Raw genomic sequence first — 21,202 nt, 5'->3', positions numbered from 1 at the left:
GGTGTCAGTTCCGCATTGCGAAGCGTCGCGCGACTCGCTATCCACGCGGCCTGCTGGAGACGTGGCCGAGTGGCTGAAGGCAACGGTTTGCTAAATCGTCGTACCCTGTAAGGGGTACCGAGGGTTCGAATCCCTCCGTCTCCGCCATTGCCTTAAAAAATCAGGGAAATCAGCAACTTATCCCCTCTTTGGGTTCGGTTGTGTGACGGATTGTGTGACACCCCTTCCTTACCCCTCGGGGCGATTGGTGGGCGGTTAGGGCGCACAACCGGGCCGCTTGATTCGTCACAACGATTTACGACTGTCGGAAGGCCGGCACCTTTTTGGACCGAAGCGGCAACAACGAGCGGTCCCTGTCGCATGCCTTGTCTACCCTGGTCGTTGGAGGGGGCAGTGAAAATTGGTTGCTTGACTGTGGTTGCGCTCGGGGGCCTTTTTTTTGGGGGGGCAGAGCGGCCCTTGATCTGAGATGAAGGCCGTTGAGGCGGCTTGGTGAGGCAGGGGTACTCGCGGAGATGCATAAGGGCGCAGGTCAGACAGCTAACGACATGGCGGGAGCAGCACGATTGAGCGCTTCGGATACCATCTCCGTCGCTTGGCCTTTAGACTGCGCGGAGGACCGGCGTATAATGCTGGGTCGGATCGTTCTGAACGCTCAACGTTTACTCGCTGACGCCGATCTCTTGATGTCTCATCGACGCGGCGGCTCGGCTATCGCTTTGAGCGTGCTTGCCCTCGAGGAAGTCGGCAAGGTTGTTTTGGAGTTATGGGGTAATCCGGAGGAACTCCGCAAAATCGACCGACGTTGGACTTATCATCGCAGGAAGCAGGCCGCAGCAACTATGTTGTTGCAAGCTGATCAAGCTATCTCTGAGACGTTTGTTCTACTCAAATCAATTGACGGTTTGAGGGGTGTTACAAGGGAAGTTGCGAAGAGCTTCCGAGAGGATCTTGCTAACTCGATTGCTTCTAGCAAGGAGGCCAAGCTGTCACGATATGTGGCTCTCGGAGCAACGGAAAGGGTGAAGCACCTTGGATTATATTTTGACCAAGAGTCTTATGAGATGGGGTTGATCGAAGACGATCATAGTAGTTCCTACCTAGATCAGGCTCTAGAAATATCTATCGAAGCTCGTAGGGCAATGTCTCTTTTGTCTAATGGGGTTGTGATGAGAGCCGCGCGTAGCTTGTACTTATTGCTATCTTGATAGATCGATCTCCTTGGAGATATACTGATTCTGCTGACATCGATTGTTATGCCCACAAATGAACCACCTCCGCAGTCGGCGGAAGACCCCGATTGTCGCGAACCTTGCCCGGAACGATGAGGGCGGTATTTCCGGACTGAAGGGCGGTCAGCCAGCCTCGGCGCGTATGGCAGAAGACGATGATGTCGCCGTCCTGATGATCCTCATAAGATTCCTCTTCGATCATGTACCAGAGGTAGTCGATGTCGATGATTTCGGCTTGCGTCTGATGTTGAAGATTGATGGCGGTCATTGGTTTTCTCAATGATGCGTTTGATTGTTTTTTGTTTAGGCATAGCTTCTCTATCCGGCTGACTGAGCGTCCTCAGAACAGCCGTGATGCGAGGATGGTTTTGTTCGAAGATCGAACCTTGCGCGCCGCTTTCAGGCTGACACCCACATCGGGCCGGGGCTGTGTGCGTCGCAAATCCGCACTTCTCCCGTATCGGTCCGGAAGGCCGTGGATGAACCACCTACCTTCCTGCCTCGCGTCCCGAAGGATGACCGCGCGAGGGCTTGGCTTTTGTCTTTCGCTAGTTGGGTCTTTGGCTTGATTAGTGAAGGATTTCCGGAGTGGTCCAGACGCCGCGAAGATCGGCACCAGAGCGCTTGAGGGAGTAGTCAGCCCATCCGGCGCTGATGGCTTCCCGAAGTTCGAACGTGGGTTTGAAGCCCAGGCGGGGAGGGATTACGGCCCGAGGGGCAATCGCTTCCGAAGGGGCGTTGACGAGTTGCCACCCCTCGATGCGATGGGCGGGCAGGGAAGGGCTAGCGTCCTGTCCCCACCGATTGCGTAGAACGCCCCTCAGAAGTGGCTCTAGGCGATCCGGGATGGCTATGTAGCCGTGGATGTGCGGATAGAGCGCGCCGCTGCGTGTGGCCTCTTCAACCACGCCCGCGAACCACGGCATTTCTCCGATGTCCATTTGCGGCAGGTGGCGCTTGGGAATGTCGAACACTTCGTGGGCGATGGCCCGGAAGAGTTTTTTCAAGTGAGGGCGAAAGCTCGCTTCGGGATCGAATGAGCGAGACGGCCAAAGTCCAAGGGTGAGCGTCAGAGCGTGACGCGCACCATTGGTTTCAGCCCAATCATGTAGGTGGTTAGCGTAGGACACCGGCGTCAATGAACCGTCGTGGAAAGAGGACCGGCGTGAACGCTTGCCGAGTCCAGAGCGGCAACAACGTCGATGGCGACGGGCCGCGTTACGGTTGCTGATTGATCATCCACGTGGATTTTGAAGTGACGACCGCCACGGCTCAAGCTGAGAGCCTTTGCGCTGTGCGTGGTGATCATCGCCAGCGTCGGTTTTACGTCGCTGTCCACGGCTCGCTGAAGAGCGTCGGCAAGCTGGACGGCCTCAGCCTTGGTTAGGACGACGCCGCCAAACATCGGGTGCCAGAACAGCACAGCGCACTCATGTTCGAGATAAGTCGGCTTGATGCTGAACGGCGGCGGGACAAAAGCCCAGGTATCCCCGCCCTCTTGCCGTTGGAGTTCGTCGCGGAGAACTAGGTAGAGCGTGTCGCTCATGCTCTCGCCCCGGATCGATGCCACCCGCTGGAGGAGGCGGTGGGTGGATGATTGTACACAAAGAAGCTTTCGCTTCTGACCTGCGCTGTGAGTGCGCCTTTCTTCTGAAGTGATGTTCATGATGACACTATTATATGTCACCGGGAATCGAGGGTAAACAGTAAAAAATATAGAATATCCAAGTATTTATATAGCTTTATAGCAAGCTAGAAAACTAGATGAACGGCGTTTCGGGCAAAGGGTCTCATTGTCGCGGGGCTTCGGCGCGGTTCACGCGCGTATGTGTTGTAGGGATGTAACTGTTTCGGCATCCCGGAGGGGGTTGGTGTCGAAATCATCTTGACACGTACCCCTCGTTCTTGTCACTTATGAATGAGCGGAGCGAATGAATAAGGGACAATTAAGAAGTCTCTTAATATATCTAATTTAGATTAGATAATTAGTAAGTTTCAGGGCGGGGGTAGCGTGTCAAGAACCGCACCCGGATCCGCTATGACAGATTTCGGCTTGCACCCGGATACCCAAACCCAATCTTCCTTGATAAGGCTGCGCTTCGTTCAAAAGCGCTGTTTGGGGAAGCGAGTGGTTTTTAAAATTTCTGATGAACGGCGTCGAATTGAAGCTGATGCGGCGCAGCGTCGGCTTGAAGATGAACAAGTTCGACTTGGTCGCGAAAAGCTCCGCCTCGACCAGCCTGCTACGGCACGGGATATTGAGAAGCTTGTCCGCACTTTGAACTCAGGATGGGTCGGGCGCGGGTTTGCCATTGGGTTTGGCATCGCCGTGTTGAACTTCGTCGCTGCTATTGTGCTGTTCGTGCTTTGGACCGCGTTCGCTGGCTTCGGCGTCTGATGCTTGAAGGGGCCGCTCGTATATCGGGCGGCCTTCTTACATTGCGGCGATTGGCGCTCAACGCCCCATGAGGCGTTCTATCGTCTCCCTGGGACTCGTAGCCCCATAGTGGTGTTTAAGGGCTTCGCTGAGCTTCTTGGCCCTCCGGCCTAACGGTCGGGAAATCGGTTTGGTTACATCGATGTGCCATGCGTCGTGCGCGGGCCGCTGAAGCATGAAGCCGTCATATTGACCACCGCCGAAAACTGAGAGCGTCGCTTCATCCAGCATCGCCATGATGGTGAAGCTGAAGTCTGGAAGGTCAGGATATTTGAAGCTGACCTCATCGTATGAGGTGAAGCGCCTTTCAGTAGGAAAGTCCGCTTTTACCAAAGTTCTTATTTCGGGAAATGACCGTCGAAGATATCGCCTTCCCGCCTCCTGGGTGCGTAGGAATAGGCGTCGGGCTACCTCGGGCGTCTCTCTATCGATGAAGCTGAACATAATCCCCTCCGTTCGAGCTTGACGATAATCTAAGCTTTCAGTTGGTGTCGATGCTTTCGGGAGCGGTGCCTCAATCTGGAGTGGGGTGGTCCCGGTCTCCGGCTTTCAAAAAAAGGAGGTCGCTAGTTTTTTAGCAATCTATCCCGGCGCTGTTGTCATCCCTCTAATCCATAGGTGAACAGTACCTTTTCACGGTAGCCTGTGAAATCTTGAAGTGTAACGCAGTCTCTCTGATGCTGGCGGCGTTGCTCTTCCTCCATCTAACTACGTCTTCATGGTCGTGAGCTTTGGGGCGTCCAAGGCTGACCTTTCCGCGATGGGTTTTTCCGGTAGCGGCAAGGGCTTTTTTGGCCGCGTCACGGCCCGCCTGAGTGCGTTCTGTAATGCGCTGGCGTTCCATGTCCGCGATCTGCGCTAGGACAGCTAGGATAAGCTCTCCGACGCCTTTTCCGATGGGGCCTAGACCGTGGACGTGGACGGTGACGCCAGCCTCAATTAGGCGGCGCACAGTGGATTGAACGTCGAGGGCGTCGCGGCCTAGCCGGTCAACGGCATAGACGTACACCGTGTCTCCGCTGCGGACTTTTGACAGAAGGTCGGAAAAGCCAGGGCGAGAAGCGGCCAGCCGTGCGCCGCTCACGCCTACGTCTGAAAACTCTTGATCGAACGGCCCGCCGAGTGCGTTCCGCTGGGCTTCAATGCTCTGGTCGCCTGTGCTGACCCGGTAATAGGCAATGCGGTGCATGGGTGGCTCAAAAGATACCTGACTACGATACCTAGCTCATAACCATAGCTCATAATCGCGTCAAGTCTATGATTTGCGCCAGGATCGAAAGTTAGAACTTTTGAGCCGCTTTCTGTTGCGTTGCATAGGTCTTGCGGAGCCGTTTGAAAGCGTTAGCCTGATCGCCTTGTTGAGGGGGGTTAGATGCAACTTGAACCAAAAACGTACGAAGTTGACCCGGACCCAGCGCAGGTCGCCTCTGTATGCATAGCCGCATCTTCATTCGTGTTGACGCTGGTTAATATGTATCTGACGCATGGTCGCAAACCTGCTGCTTCTCGAGACGACAACGCTGATTCTATGCTTACAAAGCTGGAAGATTCTGCTCAAAATCTACTGGCATCAGTTCAGGCTTTAACAAAGCTCATTGATCGTTCGTCATCTAACCCGGATGCACAGTTCTATGATGCACCAATGCGTATATCCAAAACGCAGATGCTATTCTCTAAGACCGCTTTAGGAACTTACGCGGGGCAACTAAGCAGCTCCTATACGGCGGTGGGAGCGCTTGGACTATGGGTTAATCATTTGATCGCCAATAAGCCTGATTTGGCTGCTAGAATTGGGGAGAGATTGTCTGTCCCACTGTCAGATGTCGCGGAACAGCTAAATAGCGCAATGGAAATTGGGTTGCCGATCAGGGTCGTTGTCCGAGAGGCTAGGCTTAGCCTTGAGCAACTCGCCGCCGCTATTGAGGCTGAACTTAACGATGGGCGGAACTAAGCTACCGTCCGGGAGGTCCATGTAGCATTGATAGCGTCAGCGAACGGGTCGCCGCCTTTCGATCCACCCTTCGTTACATCCCGGCTCTTCGCCGCCATGCCAAGCTTGATCAGGACGCCGCCTAGCGCCTGTGCGTTGCGGCGGTAGTTCTCTTCATCGATTGCCTGACCGGCCATTAGGCGGGCCGTGTCTCTGTCGCATAGGAAGGCCAGGGTGGCGGCGTTCCGGAGAAGAATGCCTTCCGATGGCTTTGGCGTCCGCGCCAGCTGATCCATCAGGTCGCCAGCGGTGCGTTTGAACACCCTAGCGGCCTGACTGCGCCCGTCAGCTTTCCCACCGTCGATTTCCAAGGTGAAGAGGGCGGTGATGTCGCGGTGTTCATTGCTGCTTTCAAACGAGTTCATGATGCGCCCTCCTTTCAGGGCTTGGGTTCTGCTGGGCTGGCGATGAGGGCGGGGAGGGAGCGCGCCCTTTTGGAGAAACTGATCCCTCCCGAATTGAATCACGCCCCTGCATTCGGCCTTCTGACATCGACCCTGCATCGGCAGTTTATCTCCAATGGCGGGTACAGAGCAGGGCCTAACGACGTCTGGAAGGGTTCACCTACATCCACGCCATCGGCATTCATGGCCGGGACAAGGTGATGGGTGTGGCGTACCCGTTCATCCTCCCGAGTGCGCCAGAACCTCCGGGCATCGCGGGGAATTGAGCGGTTCGCCTTTCCCTGTCGGAAGGCCAGGTACTCTCCAAGGTGTACGGCGCGCGTGGCTTCCTGTCGGGCGATGACTGATTGCCGGTAGGAGGCCAAAGCTCTTGTGTGCCGGTGTATGATGTCGTCAGCGGCTTTCTGATCCAGAGGTCCAGAGAACGCCTTTCTAAGCGCGCCGCGCTGGGCTGCGTTCAGATGGCTTTGTACGCGGTCGAGAATGGCCTTGACGGCCTGTGCGGACAGTTTGGCGTCCGGGGTGGTGGATGCGGCCTGTAGTGCCTCCCTGACGGCTTTCCGCATATATACGATGCTCTTCGCCTGATCCGGTGCGAGGGACAGTGCAGCTACCGCGCTCCGGGCGATTTCATGCGCGTTGAAGTTCAGGCGCTGCATCCTGCTAATGGTTTGGGTGGCGGCTTCATAGGCGCGGCGGGCGAGGGGTTCGACCACGTTGCGGCGAAGCTCGGCCATGAGTTGTTCGACTTCGCCATTAGGATTCACCCGCGAGCGATGACGTTGCGCGAAGCCTTTCATCGCGAACGCAATGCCGCCGATGAGAGCGTACAGAAGGCCGTTGTTAAGGTCGTTATCGATACCCTGATGAAGTCCTTCATCGAAGCTAAGGATACCGGCGATTTTTCCTTCGTCACGCGCTGCTATCGCATTTGAAAGATAATCAATATCAATATCTTCAGAGATTTTTTTAAAGCTAAGGTGAAGGGTGTCTTCGAACTCAGCCGTCAGCCTTGCGATTAGGATGTCGAGATCGTCCATCACCGCCCCCCGAACCCAAATGGGCAGCGGCTTGCGGCCATTTTTGAGCGGCCTTCGAAGGCCGCATCATCGATTCTTTCGGGACGACGATCAGCGGCAAGGCGGTCGATGCCGTCGCTGAGCGCTTCCTTTAGTTCCCTTCCGGACAGGCCAAGCGTGATTGCTTCTTCGGCGTCCTTCGTCGCCCTTGGGGCAATGACTACGATGAGAAAAGGAATCGATCCGCTCGTTAGACGGACGGCCTCGCGGATGGCGTCATTCGCGGCCCCGATGTTTGGAGCGTTTACTGAAACGGTACCGGGCGGGTAGGCGGTCGGTTGGCTAATAGTGCGGTCGGTTCCGTCGCAGATGTCGATACGGCACCACCCATGGCGCAGCATGACGGTCGCATAAGCCATGGCGTAGAGTTCGCCATCGTATTTCGATGCCACCTCATCGGCGGCGATGCCGAGGATGCCCGGATCGGAAGCGAAAACCTTGGAATGGTGAACGTTGCCGGTTGTGACGATTTCCCCCGTATTGGCGTTGAACCAGTACGGGTTTTTGCTGATGCGGTACCCTCTCCCCATGAATGACAGCATGCCCGCCTCCTACGCTCGCACCTGCGCCCACCCGGAACCTGCATTGAGGTAGGGCTGGATTAGCTGGCGGACGTGGCGGGGTAGGGCGTCGAGGCTGGGGGCGCGGAAAACGCCCTGGCTCTCCCCTATTGTGTAGCTGATCAGGAGTTCAGGTGAGATCGGCTGATCGGCTTGCTCGATCAGATATGCAGCAAGCAATGCCGTTGCTGTCTGGATTGCAGCGGGGACGCCGTGAGCGGAAGCGCCTGTGTCGAGACGAATGCCGACGCGGGGGAATGGCTGAGGCTGTTCGCTGGCGGCGGGACTGCCTTTCCACGGTTGTGCCGCGAGCATGGCGCTGGCATCGCGAAGGGCGGATTTATCATCGGTTCGTTCCGGTTGACGCTCCGGGTCATCGAAACAAGCCCGCCGATCGCTCTCTGCACGGGCCGTCCAAGCGCGACCGTGCAGGGTGTTGGCTAAGATGCCGTCGGCGGCCTCAAGGCTGACGAGGCTGTCAGCGGCGGTCAGATCGTCATTGTAATATTCCATATTTATCCCCTGGGGGCAGGGACGGATCGCGCTGAGAAACCACGATCCGTCCCCGCTTGGCGTCGCGCGTTGGGATGCGACGCCTTCGTGGGGGCGGTCCTCTGCCTTTGCTGAGTTAGAGGGCCGCCCGTCATCGCCGCCGTGACGGCGATGTCACTGGATCGGTCAGACGTTCGTCAGACCTTTTAGGCGGGCGGCGCAGCGGCCAGACTTCAGGGCAATGCCCGAGTACCACTCGATGCGAGTCCGGAAGGCGGGCTTGGCGTCGATTTCGCCAAGGTCGCGGGCGCCGATGGGGGCGGTCTGAATGCCGTGCAGGCCGTCGATGTCGAATCGAACGGCATAGGCCGAACAGGTGTTGTCGTTCGTGCCTTGGGTTTCGTCAGCGGTCAGGATTTCCGTACCGCGCGTATCGAGTTCGATAGGCAGGATCGGGACGCCGTTATGGGCGATGACCGGGCGACCGAAGTTGGGAACCATGATCGTTTCGGGCGTGGTGCCGCCCGATGCCCGCAACAGATTTCGATAGGCGCGGATAACGGACTTGCGGGCGAAAATCGCGGACGGCTGGCCCTGAACGGCGTCCACCAGTTCATCCAGCATTGCCATTGTGATCGCGCCGCCGTTCGCACCAGCCTCGATGATCTGGTCGCCGGTCAGGCGTTTTTTGATGCCGTCGAACTCTTTGGGGTTCGTGTCAGCGTCGCCTTCGAAGAAGGTGCGCAACCACTTCAGGGTCAGCGCCTTCGCCTTCAGGGCGTCATAGACGGCGCGGGTGTCGTTGCCGCCGACCTGTTGCGCGATCAGAGCGACATCGAAGTCAGAGTCGCCGCCGAGAATGGTCAGGCGCTCGGTCTGCGGATTAATGACGCCGGTGCTTTCCGAGTAGCCCTCATTATACGTTCGGAACTCGACGCCGGGCAGTTCTTCCTCGACGTTGTAGGTGTAGGCGTTACCGGCGATGCTCTGGAAGGGCATCAGGGCGAGAACCGGATTTTCGCGGGCGAATACCTCGACAATGCCGGATTGCAGAGGGTTAGGGTTGAGCTTGCTCCATTCGGATTGAGTCAGCACGTTTGTTCACTTTGATCCTTTCTCCCGCCTTTGGCGGGGGTGGTTTGTTGAGACGCGGGACGGTCAGGCTTTGCCGTAACCGGCTGCGATGCGGGCGTGTGCCGGAAGGCCGGTGTAGTCGGTCGGTGGCGTCGTCAGGGCGGGACGTTTGGTGTCCGTTTCCGGGACGAGGGGCGCTTTTTGAGTCCTCAGGACGGCGTTGATCCGGGAGAAGATTTGATGCTCCCGCGATCCCGAGGCGGGTAGCTTCGCCCGTTCACCTTCCGGAATCATATCTTCGAGTTGGGTGATCAAATCGCCCAGGTCGTCGTCGGAGATTGCCGTTCTAGTAGCTTCGCGGAGGCTCTTCAGTTCGGCGTCCAAGCGGGCAATGTCGGCGGTCAGGTCGATCTGGTCGGCTGCGTTTTCCTTGATGTCGTCAGTCACAGTATTTCCTCAGAGGGCCAGAAGCAGTTCCTGGCTTTCTTGTTTGCAGGTGATGAGGGCGCGGTAGGCGTCCTCGCGGGTGGCGTAGCCGTCCGGGTTGAGCGTCATCAGAGCATCGACCGGGGAAGACACGCCAAGCTCGGCGCGCTCTTTCAGATTGGCGAGAACTTCGGCCTCGGTGAGATTGTCCTGAAGCTCGGCAAAGTCAGCCCGAACCTTCGCGCCCTCGGGAATCGTTCCGGGGCGGTGGGTGTTGACGACGCGCTTGATCGTTTCAAAAAGACGGCGCTCAAAGCCTCGCCATAGGGCGATGTCATCAAGGCGGGCTTCCTTCAGGTCGATACGTTGAGCTTCGCGGGCTGAACCAGATTCAGCCGTTTTGGACAGGTCCAGAACATCGGCGGTGCAATCGTTAGTCGCCGCCGTCGAGCGCATCAGAAACTCTAACGCTTCGAGGATATCGGGAATGGGCGTGTTGGGGGCCGCGTAGGAAAACTCGCCATCCTTCGGAAGCAGGATCACCTTATCGGGGCCGGTGGCGATTGGGTCGCCGATAGGAAGTCCCTTCGCGACAGCTTGGCCGTGGCTTTGCAGTTCGACCGCTCGCCACAGGTTCGTCAGGCCGACGTTGAGGGCTTTCTGTGCGCCAATGAGATCGTCGCCGCCCGGAAGGAAGAAATCGGCGTCGGGCAGACGGTCGAACAACGGGACAAAGGGTAGGACACCGTAAGGGTTCTGGTCGCCCGCATTGCCGGGGTTTGGCAGTTTGTGGCCGTTGGCGTTGCGACGAACGAAGCTGTTCGCGGTCCAGTCTGAATAGGTCGTATGCGCTGGGTTGTTGGCCGCGTGGGTCACGACAATCCGGGTGGGGTGCTCCGGGTCGTCCCATTCCGCATCGAGGATGTTCGGGGTCAGAACGCGGACCTGGAGGCCATGCGGTTCGGTCCAAACAACCTGTAGTGCGGTCGTTTTGTGCAACTTGGTCAGCTTGGACGCTCGCTTCATAACGGCGTCGATGTTGGCGTCCTGATAGAGGGCAGAGGCCGCCCTCTGATCCCAGCCTTCAAACGTGCGGACAGGCGGCGTCTGATAGGCCGTAGCGCGACGGCTGACGATCTTTTTGACGATGTTCACGTTAAAGACCCGGAATGACTCCGGGTTGGCGAAACGCTGCCTAATCAGGGCTAGGGTGGTTTCGTCCTGTTTGTCGTCAAAGAATGCTAAAGCTTCGGCGGCGCGAAGTTTTCGCGGCTCCGATTTTCTAACCAAATCTAAGAATGACTTCCTTTCGTCGCTAAATCCCAACATGATATAAGTATATCACTATGGGTTGCTATTATGCAACATGATTTAGCGAGCAATCGTATGGCTTCCTGTATTTTTTAGCTTCTCGGTGATGAAGGTTTCTATAGAGAGGTTATTGCGAGGGCTGCGTTCGGCGTATTGGTCGAACAGGTCGAGCGCCCTTCTCATCGAGCGGCAGGAACCGGCGCATAGCGGGATCAGCGCACCGCCGTTGAGCGCGCACATGGTCCGCGCTGCGGTGGTGTCGGTGCATCGGACACCGGGTAGCTCATAAGGGTTCAGAGTTATTTCCCGCGTCGCGAACATCGCCCAGGCGAGGGAGTAAACATGGTCATCATGCTTTCCGCGCGGATGGCCGAACTTCGGAAGAGCTTCATTCCCAACGGTCTCTTTGCCGTCGTCGGTGATTTCGAAGCACTTCAACTCTTCAATGAGGCGGGTGAAGCGTGGGTCGATATGAAGGCGGCCTTCAGCAGCGGCGGTCGCTAACAGCGTGAACGCTTGATACTGAACCTTTCGGCTAGGCGTGATCAGTTCCGTGCCGTCCGCGAACGCCTCGGCCTGCGCCCAATCATATACGTCCTGTGCGCCATAGGTTTCGAGGCCGCAGCGGGTCATCCCCCAATCCCGGTGATAACGCTTCAGGTTGGCTTTGATGCCAGCGAGGCGCGAGAACATCACCGCGTCAGAGTCCAGCACGAAATAATGCTCTTCGTCGTCCACTACGGTCATGACGACGGCGGTGGTGACGGTGGCGTCGCCGTGCTTCGATCCGCCGAACGCACGGTCTAACCCGCCGCTCACGACATAGCTCGCGCCGCCCGCTAAAGCCTTGGGGTCGGGGAGGTAGCTGGTCGCCGTACAGAGAGCGAGCGCGTCGCTGGCGATCAGGAGGCTGGACGCATCGCCCCAGCGGTTGAAGTGGAACAATGCGAAGCGCTGGGGAAGCATCCGACGCGACGCGGCCCGGAGCCTTGCGCGATCAATCCACGGTGGGCTGTTGGCGCAAGCGTCGTCCAGGTCAGCATATTGGATGTGCGAGAAGAATAGGCTGGGGTCATCCCCGGTGAGGTGGGATTGGTAGAGCGCATAGAGCGGCGACGACATTGGTCCCACGGTCGAGTCGATCAGCAACATCGAGCCCTCGGTGTCGATCAGAGAACCAGTCAGGGCTTCGAGTACGCCATCGCTCTTTGCGGCATGAAGCTCGCTGATTTGCGCCGCCGTCAGCTTTTTCCCCCACAGAGCGGAGGGGTTGGCGCTGAAAGCTTGGATAACAGACGACGTGGCTGGAAAACGGATGGCATCCATCCCGACATCGATGCTTCCGGCGTCGGTCAGGCGTTTCAGGAAGGGCGTGTTTTCGAAGGCGTCCCGCAACATCCGGAAGGCGGTATCGACCACCTGCTTTTCGGAGTTTGCGACGATGGCTACGTTTTCGGTGCGGCGCGTGAGAAAGCGCCACAGGATGATCATGACGCTTGTGGCGGTTTTCCCGTGCCGTCGCGGCCATGAGAAGACGACGGTCGAGAAGTCGCCGTCTAGTGCCTGAACGATCTCGGATCGCTCCCGAGGGCCGGGGACGAAGGGGGTGAAGCCACCCTTGGAGCATCGAACTACAGGCTTTACGTCTTCGAGGAAGTTGAAGAAGCCGTCAGAGCCGCCTTTCCATCGGTCTACCATATCAGAGAAAGTCATGTGATAATATTACCACATAACGTCTATCTAATCAGCTAGATTTTAGGTGGTCGAGATCAAGTTTATCGAAACTAACTCGGCTAATCGCCTTGTAAGTATGTTCGATGTCCATTCGACCAAGGTAATGCTCATCCATCCCTGACTGAGCATGGCCGAGAATTTGGTTTTGATACTGCGTGGGTACTCCGCAGATAGCCATCTGCGTCTTCCATGTATGCCGGAAGCTGTAGAGTGTAGGCTTTGGACGGCGCATGGTGATCGCAGGAATCTGCTTCTCATTCAGACTCCTGATCCACGAGGCTGATGAGTAGAGCTTGCGTCCGTCCCCTGAGAGTCTCCATCCTGGAAACAAGCGTTCATCGCCAGCATCTTTGCGGCGCTGCACGTAGCTCAGGAAACCCAGGTCGATAAGTTCGGGATGGATTGGAATGTTTCGACGGGCGTTTTCGGTTTTGTGAGATACCACGAAGTCGCGTTCGTCCTCGGGGTCTTCAGGGTCGTATTCGGTCAGGATTGAAATGTAGGGATGCGGCCCGTCGCTTTTGATATCTGCGACGGCCAGCTGGGCCACTTCGCTTGGACGAGCCCCGGAGAAAAGCAAAACTAGCGGAGCCCATTTCCTGTGATCGTCAAACGTGTATTTGCCGGGGGTGTTAGGACGCTGCTCCGATAGGCATCCGGTGAAAAGTGGTAGGCGGAAGAAGGCATTTAGCTCCGCGACGGTGAATGGGTTCCGCGTTCGCTTCCCTTTCGCCTTGGTCGCCCCGCTGATCCGAATGCCGGTGCAGGGGTTCGTCGTAATCGCCTCTAGCTCTAGCGCATGGTTGAAGACCCACCGGATGATCGAGAAATACCCGTCTCGCGCCGTGTTCGGAGAGATGGAGCGGTAAGGCGTCTCACGCGCGTCATTCGCTTTGATTGCGTCTTTCAACGAAAGGTTCGGGAAGCGCATAGCCATCCGGTCCGGCATAAACTGAATATCGTTCATGAAGTCCCGGACCTTACGGCGATCGATTTTGTAGATCGGCACTGCACCTACGTAGTCATCGAATAGCTTGGCGACAGTCGTGACCTTGTGTTCCCAGCTGTCTCCCTTGGGGTGCTGGCGCATGGCTGCCTGAGCCAGTTTTTTGAACGTCCAGTGCGCTTCTTTGCGTAGGGGGATTGCCGAGCCCGATGGGCTGGCATGGGCGAAGGCGGGCATAGTTGGTACTGCTTTGCCGCTGGCGAAATCAACGCGCGCGCCTATCGCTCCAACCTCGGCGTCGAATAGTGCGCCCGCAATCCGGTTGAGGTTCGTCTCGTCGGCGCTGAGGCCGAACTCTCTAGCCTTAGCCTCAGCTTCGATTTGAAGCACAGGGGCAAGCTCACGTCTTAGGTGCTCGCGCGTGTTTAGCCCGTCGATCGGATCATTGAGCGCGCTTACCTGCTGAGCGGCCCACTCGTCCTTTTCTTGTCGCACATCGTCCGGGTCAGACAGGCGGTCTCTCTGAGTCGCTGTCATGCTGCGTTCAAAGGCGGATTTCGCTATGTGAGCGAGAAGCGCCGGGGTCAGGGCTGTGCGCTCCGAAGCTTCGTCGGTAGCGGGATGCTCGACGTGAAAAAGCTCGTCTAGCTTCCGCAATGCCACCTGTTTTCGGGCCTCAACCAATGTCCTGACGCCCAGCGACACTTGAAAGGTATCGCGCCCTCTAAAAACCGGGTTTGAGCGAAGGTCAGCGGGGACGCGACGCCGGTAGTTATAGACGCCGTTACGAAGGATCAGATGGGAGGGTACGCGAGCCATTTCGCGCAGAATTGTGTGACAAATTGTGTGACAGTGCAATCGCAAAAGCCACGGTAAACAAAAAGCTTTTTAACAACAGTCCTAAAGATGTCACACAGCGGAGTATCCCTCCGTCTCCGCCAGAACCATTCACCTTCACAAATGATGACGCAGCCTCAGCCTTCCTTGGAGGGAGCGGCTTTGGCGTCGGTAGGGCGGCGCACGGCGACGCCGTGCTGGCGCAGGATGCGACGCGCGACTTCGGGCGCGCCGATCATGGGCAGAGGCTGGCCAAAACGCTCGCGCCACAGTTGATCGAGGCGAACTTCCTCGGGAGTGAGTAGGCGGGTCATTGAGGAGTCCTTGTTACGCAGACTCTTTGCTTTTAGGCCGTCCCGCCGGGCGCGAACGCAAACTCATGTAACCTGAGCCATATGTGATGGAACCCACACCTTGGAATGCATTCGGGGGCGAGCTTCCCTAGGGTGATCTTGGCGCCGCGCGGCGCGCGGGTTAGGCCTGTGGCTCAACTTCTCAACGGGAGAGACGCATATGGCCGATCTGGCCCTCGCCACCGACAAGATCCGCGCCGCCGTCGGCGAAAACTCGGGTCTGGGCAAGACCGTGAAGCTGGACTTCGGCGATGACGGCAAGATCTTCATCGACGGCGCCTCGGCTCCGAACACCGTCAGCAACGACGACAAGCCGGCCGACGCCACAGTCTCGATCAAGTGGGACGATTTCGTCGCCCTGGCCGAAGGTCGCCTGGATCCGATGATGGCCTTCATGCAGGGCAAGCTGAAAATCGCCGGCGACATGATGATCGCCCAGAAGCTGGCGCCGCTGCTCAAGGGCTGACGACGGGCTTAAGGCCTGATGATCAACGGCGCGGCTCCGACGGAGCCGCGCCGTTTTCATTTGTGCGGGGCTGGGTCGCGACTCTGGCTATCGCGCCTGATCAGGCGGATTTTTATGATGGTGATGGACGGAGGGCGAACTGAAGTCTCCATCGACGATGTCGCCCAGATAAAGGTTCGTGCTTGATTTGCTGGGCGGGGCAGGCGGGCGGCCGAACAGCCAGTCCATGAGGCCGCGCTTGGCCGGACGGGGGCTTTGAGGGAACGAGGGGTGTTGCGGAGTCATCATTACGGACTCTCCTGAAGCTGGGAATTAAACCCTTTCAGAAGGGCGCTGTTCCTTCGGCGCCGCTGTCGCGGCCATTATTATTTTGGCGTCATGGAGCGCTATTGCATTCCCGGCGGCGCCGGCGGTCGATGACTTTCTCTCCTGTGTGCGTCGTCGCGGCCGTCAGCCCACGCCCAGGGCCGGATCACGACTGACGGAACCGCCTGCGCGTGGCCTGCATTTCGAGAAGGTGGCGACCGACGAAATCAGCATGGGGGCGAAACGGCTTCATGGGCAGCATGCAGCATAGGGCGACCGCCCCCGACTGCGACCTTGAACGCTATCGGCGGACGCGTAGCGTGTTGCCGATACTGGCTGCATCCCTGTCGGATGAAGACCTGCAGGCTCAGTCGATGGCTGAGACCAGTCCCGGCAAATGGCATCTCGGCCATGTAAGCTGGTTCTTTGAGGCCATGCTGCTTGAACGGCCGGGCTATCGGCCGATCGACCCGAGGCTGAGGCGGGTTTTCAACTCCTATTATGATGCTCTGGGCGAGCGGATCGCTCGCGCCGAACGGGGCCTGATGACGCGCCCTTCGCGGGCTGAGGTCATGGCCTATCGGGAGGAGGTCGATCGGCGAATGGAGGCGCGCCTCGCCGACGCCTCGGCGCCGTTCAGCGAGCTGGAGCGATATCTCTTTGAGTTGGGCCTGAACCACGAACAGCAGCATCAGGAGCTTTTCCTGATGGATATGCTGCATCTGATGTCGCGCTCGCCGCTGGATCCAGCCGCCTTTGGCGAGGAGCCGCGCTGCGCGCAGCTGCAGTCGTCGCACGACGGGTGGCGGACTTTCGATGGCGGGCTGGTTGAGATCGGCGACGCCGCCGAGGGCTTTGCCTTCGACAATGAGCGGCCCGCCCATCGCGTCTGGCTGGAGCCGTTCGATCTGGCCGCCGACCTGGTCGCCAACAGCGAGTGGCTGGCCTTCATCAACGACGGCGGCTACGCGCGGGCCGATCTGTGGCTGAGCGACGGCTGGGCGACGGTTCAGGCGCAGGGCTGGACGGCGCCGCTGTACTGGAGGCGTGAGGAAGACGGCGGCTGGACGGTGATGACGTTGGCGGGGCGGCGGCCGGTCGATCCGGCGGCGCCGGTGCGTCATGTCAGCTTCTATGAGGCCGACGCCTTCGCGCGGTGGTCGGGGCGGCGCCTGCCGACCGAGGCGGAATGGGAGCACGCGGCTCGCAGTCGGCCCGAGGCCTTCTCCAATCTGGACACTGAGGCATGGCAATGGACCTCCAGCGCCTATGGCCCTTACCCCGGCTTTCGCCCGACCGAAGGCACGGCGGCTGAGTACAACGGCAAGTTCATGGCCAATCAGATGGTGCTGCGCGGCGGCGCTTTCGCCACGGCGCCGGGCCATGCGCGGCCGACCTATCGCAACTTCTTCTATCCTGACCAGCGCTGGGCCTTCACCGGCGTGCGGCTGGCGTCGGACGCCGATGAGGCGATGCGTCAGGGCGAGGGTGACGACGAGCATGAGGCCTTTCGTCGCGATCTGGTTTCAGGTCTGGCGGCGCGGCCCAAGAGCCTGCCGCCCAAATGGTTCTATGACGCGCGGGGGTCGGACCTGTTTGAGGCCATTACGCGCCTGCCGGAATATTATCCGACCCGACAGGAAGCAGCGCTGCTGCGGCTGGTCGCGCCGCAGTGGGCGGGGCGGTTCGGCCCTGACGCCGTCCTGGTTGAACTGGGCTCGGGCGCGAGCGAGAAGACCCGGATCGTGCTGGACGCCGCGTCCGATCTGGCGGCCTACGTCCCCATCGACATCAGTCCTACAGCGCTGGAAGACGCGGCCGCGCGTTTGAGGCAGGCCTATCCCGCGCTGAAGGTCCTGCCGCTGGTCGGCGATTTCGAACATCTCGGCGTCCTGCCGCTTGAAGCGGGGCAGGGGCGGCGCGTCGGTTTTTTCCCGGGTTCGACCATCGGCAATCTGACGCCAGAGGTCGCCGAGGCCCTGTTGCGCGGCGCGCGCGACATGCTGGGGCCGGACGCTCTGTTTATTCTGGGCGTCGATCTGATCAAGGAGCCGTCGATCCTGATCCCCGCCTATGACGACGCGCAAGGCGTGACCGCCCACTTCAACCTGAACGTGCTGGCGCGGGCCAACCGCGATCTGGGGACGGACTTTGATCTGGACGCCTTCGCCCATCGGGCGGTCTGGAACGAGGCCGAGGCGCGTATGGAGATGCACCTGGAGGCCCTGCGCCCCATGACGGTGCGGTTGGGCAAGCTGGTCTTCCGGTTTGCGCAGGGCGAGACGATCCACACCGAAAGCTCGCGCAAGTTCGACGAGGCCCGCGTGCGCGCTCTGGCCGAGGCGGCCGGCTGGCGGGTCGAGGCGTTCGAGGTCAGCGACGCGCCGCGCGTGGCCCTGGCGCTGCTGGCCAGCTAGTCCTCGGCGGATGTCGGGCAAAGAAAAACGGCGAGGTTTCACGCGCCGTCTCTAAAGTCTGAAACTGTGTCGCTGGGATCAGCGCTTCGGCGTCGCCGGATCCTGAGCGGCCTTGTTGCGCGCCCCGTGGGAGGCTTCGCCGCCCTTGCGCCCGGCCTGGGCTGCAAGAGAGCGATCCTGAGAGAAGCTGCGCTTCTCGCTGGGGACGCTGGCGCCGCCCTTGCGGGCGATTTCGCGCTGACGTTCCGGATCCATCGAGGCGAAACCTCGCTTGGAAACACCGGAGCCGCGAGTGGGCTGACCTTCGGCCATTTCAGATGTTCCTTTCGTAGACGGTGGCGCTTGCGCAAGAGAACCCGGCCCCGGCGCGGAGGTTCCGAGAAAGGATTAAAACCCTGTTCGGCGGCCAGGCTCGTCAAGGCGCGATAAAACGGAACCGCACGGATTTCGGCGGGTTCATCGAGGCTCGGAGTGCAGCATTCAGGAGCTCAGTTCATGCCGGTTTCCAACGACCCCTTCGCCAATACTGACGGCGCGCCGTCGCCGGAGGACATCACCGAAGGCCGCTCCACCCTTGGCGACCGTCTGGAAGGTGCGGCCGATGAGATTCTGGCCGCAGGGACGCGGCCGCGCCCCCTGCGTCAGGCCGTGCGCGAGGATGCGGCCGAGGTGCGCGACTGGGCGCGGCATCGCGGCTCTGAGGCCTGCGAGGCGATTCGCGACGAGCCGATCCGGATGACGCTCTATGCCCTCGGGATAGGCGTGCTGATCGGCCTGCTGGCCGCGCGCTGAATCAGGCTGGGCCGAAGGCCGGGCGCGCAATCGGCGCCGCCTGCATGGCCCGATCCGAGACGAAGGGGTTGCTGCGTCGCTCGGCTCCGAACGTCGAATGCGGCCCGTGGCCCGGCACGAAGGTTACGTCGTCGCCCAGCGGCCACAGCTTTGTGGTGATCGCGCTCAGCAGGGCCTGATGGTCGCTGCGCGGGAAGTCGGTGCGACCGACCGAACCCTGGAACAGAACGTCGCCGACCTGAGCGAAACGGGCCTGGCGGTTGAAGAAGATCACATGGCCGGGCGTGTGTCCGGGGCAGTGGAAGACCTCCCACGTCGTCTCGCCCAGCGTCAGCACGTCGCCGTCGTCGAGCCAGCGCGTCGGGGTGAAGGTGCGGGCCTCGGGCAAGCCGTACTTCTGGCCCTGGGTGGGAATCAGGTCGATCCAGAACTGATCCTCAAGGTGCGGGCCGACGATGTCGAGGCCCGTCTTCTCCTGCATCTCGGCGGCGGCGCCAGCGTGGTCCAGGTGGCCGTGGGTGATCCAGATGGCGTCCAGCGTCAGTCCGCGTCGTGCGACCTCGCCCAGAATGGCGTCGACCGAGCCGCCCGGATCAATGACGGCGGCCTTGTTGGTCTTCGTGCACCAGACGGTGGTGCAGTTCTGCTGAAGCGGGGTCACGGGCGTGATGAAGACGCCGATGGGGGCTGCGGAAGAGGCTGACGACTGGCTCATGCGCCCTCAGATAGCGGCCCGATGACCACAAAGGAACCGCGTTGCGTTGACGTTTCAGCCCCTTCTCGACATAAGGGCGGGCTCCGAGGCGCCGCTCCCGAAAGGGGCGGCCCTGTTGCTTTATCCACCGCGCGCCTTTGCGGCGTCGCCACAGAGCGTCAGATATCCGACCATGCAAGTCGTCGAAAAGTCGAACGAAGGCCTCAGCCGCGTGATTGCGGTGACCATTCCCGTCGCCGAGCTGAATGAAAAGCTCGAAGCCCGCATCAAGGAAGTGGCCCCCCAGATGAAGCTCAAGGGCTTCCGTCCGGGCAAGGTGCCGGCCTCGTACGTCAAGAAGACCTTCGGCCGTGACTTCATGGGCGAAATCATCAACGCCTCGCTGAACGAGACCAGCCAGGGCGCTCTGGAAGAGCTGAAGCTGCGTCCGGCCGCTCCGGCCGAGATGAACCTGACCTCCGACATGGACAAGGTCATCGCCGGTCAGGAAGACCTGGCCTATGAAATGTCGCTGGAAGTCATGCCGGAATTCACTCCGGTCGACCCCAAGACCCTGAAGCTGACCCGCCCGACCTATGAGGCCTCGGAAGAGGACCTAGACGAGGCGCTGAAGGAACTGGCCTCGCAGGCCAAGTCCTACGAGGACAAGAAGGGCAAGACGGTCAAGGCCGCCGACGGCGACCAACTGACCATCGACTTCCTGGGCAAGATCGACGGCGAAGCCTTCGACGGCGGCGCCGCCACCGACGCCGACCTGGTGATCGGCTCGGGCCGCTTCATCCCGGGCTTCGAAGAGCAGCTGAAGGGCGCCAAGGTCGGCGAAGAGAAGACCATCGAGGTCACCTTCCCGGAAGAGTACCAGGCCAAGCACCTGGCCGGTAAGGCCGCGACCTTCGACGTCACCGTCAAGGCCATCAAGGCCGAGGTCGAATCCACGATCGACGACGAGTTCGCCAAGCGCATCGGCCTGGAGTCGCTGGACCAGCTGAAGGAACTGCTGAAGTCCAACCTGAACCAGCAGTACGCCGGCGCGACCCGCTTCAAGCTGAAGCGCGCCCTGCTGGACCTGCTGGACGAAGGCCACGACTTCGCCCTGCCGCCGAAGATGGTGGACGCCGAGTTCGAAGGCATCTGGGCCCAGGTGTCGGCCGACAAGGACGCCGGCCAGCTGCCGGAAGAAGACGCCAAGAAGTCGGAAGACGAACTGAAGGCCGAGTACAAGAAGATCGCCGAGCGCCGCGTGCGCCTGGGTCTGGTCCTGGCCGAGATCGGCCGCGCCAACAACGTCGGCGTGACGGATCAGGAACTGTCGAACGCCATCATGGCCGAAGCCCGCAACTATCCGGGTCAGGAAAAGATGGTGCTGGACTTCTACCGCCAGAACCCGAACGCCGCCGCCCAGCTGCGCGCCCCGATCTATGAAGAGAAGGTCGTCGACCTGATCGTCTCGGTCGCCGAGGTGAAGGACGAAGCCATCACCAAGGAAGAGCTGATGAAGGAAGAAGACGAGGCGTAAGCCTTCTTTCCTGACGAGCCTTATTGAGGGGCGGTCCGCATGGGCCGCCCCTCTTTGCATGGAAGAGCGGAGACGATAGAATATCGGCGTTTGGTCGGGATTTCGACACGGAGAC

The 21,202-nt window shown here is 59.7% G+C and carries 24 protein-coding genes and 1 tRNA gene; 8 read left to right on the top strand and 17 right to left on the bottom strand.

Annotated features, from left to right (window positions below):
* Positions 1–55: 55 nt before the first annotated feature.
* Positions 56–147: transfer RNA gene (locus D1604_RS03650), tRNA-Ser, on the top strand.
* Between the two features lie 482 nt (positions 148–629).
* Positions 630–1,208: an AbiV family abortive infection protein gene (locus D1604_RS03645; protein WP_158584909.1), complete on the top strand. Its 579-nt coding sequence runs from the start codon at positions 630–632 to the stop codon at positions 1,206–1,208.
* Between the two features lie 46 nt (positions 1,209–1,254).
* On the opposite strand, the gene D1604_RS03640 is transcribed toward D1604_RS03645, so the two are convergent.
* From D1604_RS03640 to D1604_RS03630, 3 genes are all read right to left on the bottom strand, one after another.
* Positions 1,255–1,500: a hypothetical protein gene (locus D1604_RS03640; protein ID WP_119412214.1), complete on the bottom strand. Its 246-nt coding sequence runs from the start codon at positions 1,498–1,500 to the stop codon at positions 1,255–1,257.
* Between the two features lie 301 nt (positions 1,501–1,801).
* Entirely contained in the window at positions 1,802–2,239 is a 438-nt protein-coding gene (locus D1604_RS03635) for a hypothetical protein (protein WP_119412213.1), read from the bottom strand.
* 128 nt (positions 2,240–2,367) lie between these two features.
* Positions 2,368–2,778, bottom strand: a complete 411-nt coding sequence (locus D1604_RS03630) for a hypothetical protein (RefSeq protein ID WP_119412212.1) — start codon at positions 2,776–2,778, stop codon at positions 2,368–2,370.
* A gap of 492 nt (positions 2,779–3,270) precedes the next feature.
* Here D1604_RS03630 and D1604_RS15570 point away from each other — a divergent pair, with 492 nt between their 5' ends.
* A complete protein-coding gene (locus D1604_RS15570; RefSeq protein WP_147399868.1) occupies positions 3,271–3,630 on the top strand; it encodes a hypothetical protein in 360 nt (119 codons plus the stop codon).
* Between the two features lie 57 nt (positions 3,631–3,687).
* Here D1604_RS15570 and D1604_RS03625 read toward each other — a convergent pair whose 3' ends face one another.
* Both D1604_RS03625 and D1604_RS03620 read right to left on the bottom strand, forming a co-directional pair.
* Entirely contained in the window at positions 3,688–4,113 is a 426-nt protein-coding gene (locus D1604_RS03625; protein WP_147399867.1) for a hypothetical protein, read from the bottom strand.
* Positions 4,114–4,276: 163 nt separating this feature from the next.
* Positions 4,277–4,858, bottom strand: a complete 582-nt coding sequence (locus D1604_RS03620; protein WP_119412210.1) for a recombinase family protein — start codon at positions 4,856–4,858, stop codon at positions 4,277–4,279.
* Positions 4,859–5,041: 183 nt separating this feature from the next.
* Here D1604_RS03620 and D1604_RS15565 point away from each other — a divergent pair, with 183 nt between their 5' ends.
* Positions 5,042–5,620, top strand: a complete 579-nt coding sequence (locus D1604_RS15565) for a hypothetical protein (protein WP_147399866.1) — start codon at positions 5,042–5,044, stop codon at positions 5,618–5,620.
* On the opposite strand, the gene D1604_RS03615 is transcribed toward D1604_RS15565, so the two are convergent.
* From D1604_RS03615 to D1604_RS15785, 10 genes are all read right to left on the bottom strand, one after another.
* A complete protein-coding gene (locus tag D1604_RS03615) occupies positions 5,617–6,024 on the bottom strand; it encodes a hypothetical protein (RefSeq protein WP_119412209.1) in 408 nt (135 codons plus the stop codon). The two genes, D1604_RS15565 and D1604_RS03615, sit on opposite strands and share 4 nt — an antisense overlap.
* A 98-nt stretch (positions 6,025–6,122) precedes the next feature.
* Positions 6,123–7,103: a hypothetical protein gene (locus tag D1604_RS03610; RefSeq protein WP_119412208.1), complete on the bottom strand. Its 981-nt coding sequence runs from the start codon at positions 7,101–7,103 to the stop codon at positions 6,123–6,125.
* On the bottom strand, positions 7,103–7,684 hold the full coding sequence (locus D1604_RS03605) for a hypothetical protein (protein WP_119412207.1): 582 nt from the start codon (positions 7,682–7,684) through the stop codon (positions 7,103–7,105). Before D1604_RS03605 ends, D1604_RS03610 begins: the two co-directional genes overlap by 1 nt.
* Positions 7,685–7,693: 9 nt before the next feature.
* On the bottom strand, positions 7,694–8,215 hold the full coding sequence (locus tag D1604_RS03600; protein ID WP_119412206.1) for a DnaT-like ssDNA-binding protein: 522 nt from the start codon (positions 8,213–8,215) through the stop codon (positions 7,694–7,696).
* Between the two features lie 165 nt (positions 8,216–8,380).
* Positions 8,381–9,289 carry a major capsid protein gene (locus D1604_RS03595; protein WP_119412205.1) on the bottom strand — a complete coding sequence of 303 codons (909 nt, stop codon included), beginning with the start codon at positions 9,287–9,289 and terminating at the stop codon, positions 8,381–8,383.
* Between the two features lie 63 nt (positions 9,290–9,352).
* Complete coding sequence (locus D1604_RS03590) at positions 9,353–9,715, bottom strand: hypothetical protein (protein ID WP_119412204.1); 363 nt, start codon at positions 9,713–9,715, stop codon at positions 9,353–9,355.
* Between the two features lie 9 nt (positions 9,716–9,724).
* A complete protein-coding gene (locus D1604_RS03585; RefSeq protein WP_199683649.1) occupies positions 9,725–11,023 on the bottom strand; it encodes a hypothetical protein in 1,299 nt (432 codons plus the stop codon).
* A gap of 42 nt (positions 11,024–11,065) precedes the next feature.
* Entirely contained in the window at positions 11,066–12,703 is a 1,638-nt protein-coding gene (locus D1604_RS03580; protein ID WP_255413938.1) for a terminase large subunit domain-containing protein, read from the bottom strand.
* Positions 12,704–12,749: 46 nt separating this feature from the next.
* On the bottom strand, positions 12,750–14,504 hold the full coding sequence (locus D1604_RS03575; protein WP_119412201.1) for a site-specific integrase: 1,755 nt from the start codon (positions 14,502–14,504) through the stop codon (positions 12,750–12,752).
* Positions 14,505–14,659: 155 nt separating this feature from the next.
* Positions 14,660–14,836, bottom strand: coding sequence for a hypothetical protein (locus tag D1604_RS15785; protein WP_169469200.1), 177 nt, complete (start codon positions 14,834–14,836; stop codon positions 14,660–14,662).
* 199 nt (positions 14,837–15,035) lie between these two features.
* Between D1604_RS15785 and D1604_RS03570 the strand changes: the two genes are divergently transcribed.
* Together D1604_RS03570 and egtB are read left to right on the top strand one after the other, a co-directional pair.
* Complete coding sequence (locus D1604_RS03570) at positions 15,036–15,341, top strand: SCP2 sterol-binding domain-containing protein (RefSeq protein ID WP_024354161.1); 306 nt, start codon at positions 15,036–15,038, stop codon at positions 15,339–15,341.
* 557 nt (positions 15,342–15,898) lie between these two features.
* Complete coding sequence (gene egtB, locus D1604_RS03565; RefSeq protein WP_119412200.1) at positions 15,899–18,064, top strand: ergothioneine biosynthesis protein EgtB; 2,166 nt, start codon at positions 15,899–15,901, stop codon at positions 18,062–18,064.
* Between the two features lie 78 nt (positions 18,065–18,142).
* Here egtB and D1604_RS03560 read toward each other — a convergent pair whose 3' ends face one another.
* Positions 18,143–18,376 (bottom strand): general stress protein, encoded by a 234-nt coding sequence (locus D1604_RS03560; protein ID WP_029673451.1) that lies wholly within the window; start codon positions 18,374–18,376, stop codon positions 18,143–18,145.
* A 183-nt stretch (positions 18,377–18,559) separates the two neighbouring features.
* Here D1604_RS03560 and D1604_RS03555 point away from each other — a divergent pair, with 183 nt between their 5' ends.
* Complete coding sequence (locus tag D1604_RS03555) at positions 18,560–18,856, top strand: hypothetical protein (protein WP_119412199.1); 297 nt, start codon at positions 18,560–18,562, stop codon at positions 18,854–18,856.
* Position 18,857: 1 nt separating this feature from the next.
* On the opposite strand, the gene D1604_RS03550 is transcribed toward D1604_RS03555, so the two are convergent.
* Positions 18,858–19,571 carry an MBL fold metallo-hydrolase gene (locus D1604_RS03550; protein WP_119412198.1) on the bottom strand — a complete coding sequence of 238 codons (714 nt, stop codon included), beginning with the start codon at positions 19,569–19,571 and terminating at the stop codon, positions 18,858–18,860.
* Positions 19,572–19,743: 172 nt separating this feature from the next.
* On the opposite strand from D1604_RS03550, the gene tig reads away from it, so the two are divergent.
* Positions 19,744–21,087, top strand: a complete 1,344-nt coding sequence (tig, locus tag D1604_RS03545) for a trigger factor (RefSeq protein WP_119412197.1) — start codon at positions 19,744–19,746, stop codon at positions 21,085–21,087.
* Positions 21,088–21,202: the final 115 nt, after the last annotated feature.

It is taken from the genome of Brevundimonas sp. LPMIX5, assembly GCF_003576505.1.
GTDB lineage: Bacteria > Pseudomonadota > Alphaproteobacteria > Caulobacterales > Caulobacteraceae > Brevundimonas > Brevundimonas naejangsanensis.
Note: the sequence above shows the minus strand (reverse complement) of the source record. Positions and strands in the feature narration are given on the sequence as shown.

Coding starts and splice junctions, on each gene's coding strand:
- D1604_RS03645 (WP_158584909.1), top strand. CDS start 630: ATGCTGGGTCGGATCGTTCTGAACGCTCAACGTTTACTCGCTGACGCC.
- D1604_RS03640 (WP_119412214.1), bottom strand. CDS start 1,500: ATGACCGCCATCAATCTTCAACATCAGACGCAAGCCGAAATCATCGAC.
- D1604_RS03630 (WP_119412212.1), bottom strand. CDS start 2,778: ATGAGCGACACGCTCTACCTAGTTCTCCGCGACGAACTCCAACGGCAA.
- D1604_RS15570 (WP_147399868.1), top strand. CDS start 3,271: ATGACAGATTTCGGCTTGCACCCGGATACCCAAACCCAATCTTCCTTG.
- D1604_RS03625 (WP_147399867.1), bottom strand. CDS start 4,113: ATGTTCAGCTTCATCGATAGAGAGACGCCCGAGGTAGCCCGACGCCTA.
- D1604_RS03620 (WP_119412210.1), bottom strand. CDS start 4,858: ATGCACCGCATTGCCTATTACCGGGTCAGCACAGGCGACCAGAGCATT.
- D1604_RS15565 (WP_147399866.1), top strand. CDS start 5,042: ATGCAACTTGAACCAAAAACGTACGAAGTTGACCCGGACCCAGCGCAG.
- D1604_RS03615 (WP_119412209.1), bottom strand. CDS start 6,024: ATGAACTCGTTTGAAAGCAGCAATGAACACCGCGACATCACCGCCCTC.
- D1604_RS03610 (WP_119412208.1), bottom strand. CDS start 7,103: ATGGACGATCTCGACATCCTAATCGCAAGGCTGACGGCTGAGTTCGAA.
- D1604_RS03605 (WP_119412207.1), bottom strand. CDS start 7,684: ATGCTGTCATTCATGGGGAGAGGGTACCGCATCAGCAAAAACCCGTAC.
- D1604_RS03600 (WP_119412206.1), bottom strand. CDS start 8,215: ATGGAATATTACAATGACGATCTGACCGCCGCTGACAGCCTCGTCAGC.
- D1604_RS03585 (WP_199683649.1), bottom strand. CDS start 11,023: ATGTTGGGATTTAGCGACGAAAGGAAGTCATTCTTAGATTTGGTTAGA.
- D1604_RS03580 (WP_255413938.1), bottom strand. CDS start 12,703: ATGGTAGACCGATGGAAAGGCGGCTCTGACGGCTTCTTCAACTTCCTC.
- D1604_RS03575 (WP_119412201.1), bottom strand. CDS start 14,504: ATGGCTCGCGTACCCTCCCATCTGATCCTTCGTAACGGCGTCTATAAC.
- D1604_RS15785 (WP_169469200.1), bottom strand. CDS start 14,836: ATGACCCGCCTACTCACTCCCGAGGAAGTTCGCCTCGATCAACTGTGG.
- D1604_RS03570 (WP_024354161.1), top strand. CDS start 15,036: ATGGCCGATCTGGCCCTCGCCACCGACAAGATCCGCGCCGCCGTCGGC.
- egtB (WP_119412200.1), top strand. CDS start 15,899: ATGGGCAGCATGCAGCATAGGGCGACCGCCCCCGACTGCGACCTTGAA.
- D1604_RS03560 (WP_029673451.1), bottom strand. CDS start 18,376: ATGGCCGAAGGTCAGCCCACTCGCGGCTCCGGTGTTTCCAAGCGAGGT.
- D1604_RS03555 (WP_119412199.1), top strand. CDS start 18,560: ATGCCGGTTTCCAACGACCCCTTCGCCAATACTGACGGCGCGCCGTCG.
- D1604_RS03550 (WP_119412198.1), bottom strand. CDS start 19,571: ATGAGCCAGTCGTCAGCCTCTTCCGCAGCCCCCATCGGCGTCTTCATC.
- tig (WP_119412197.1), top strand. CDS start 19,744: ATGCAAGTCGTCGAAAAGTCGAACGAAGGCCTCAGCCGCGTGATTGCG.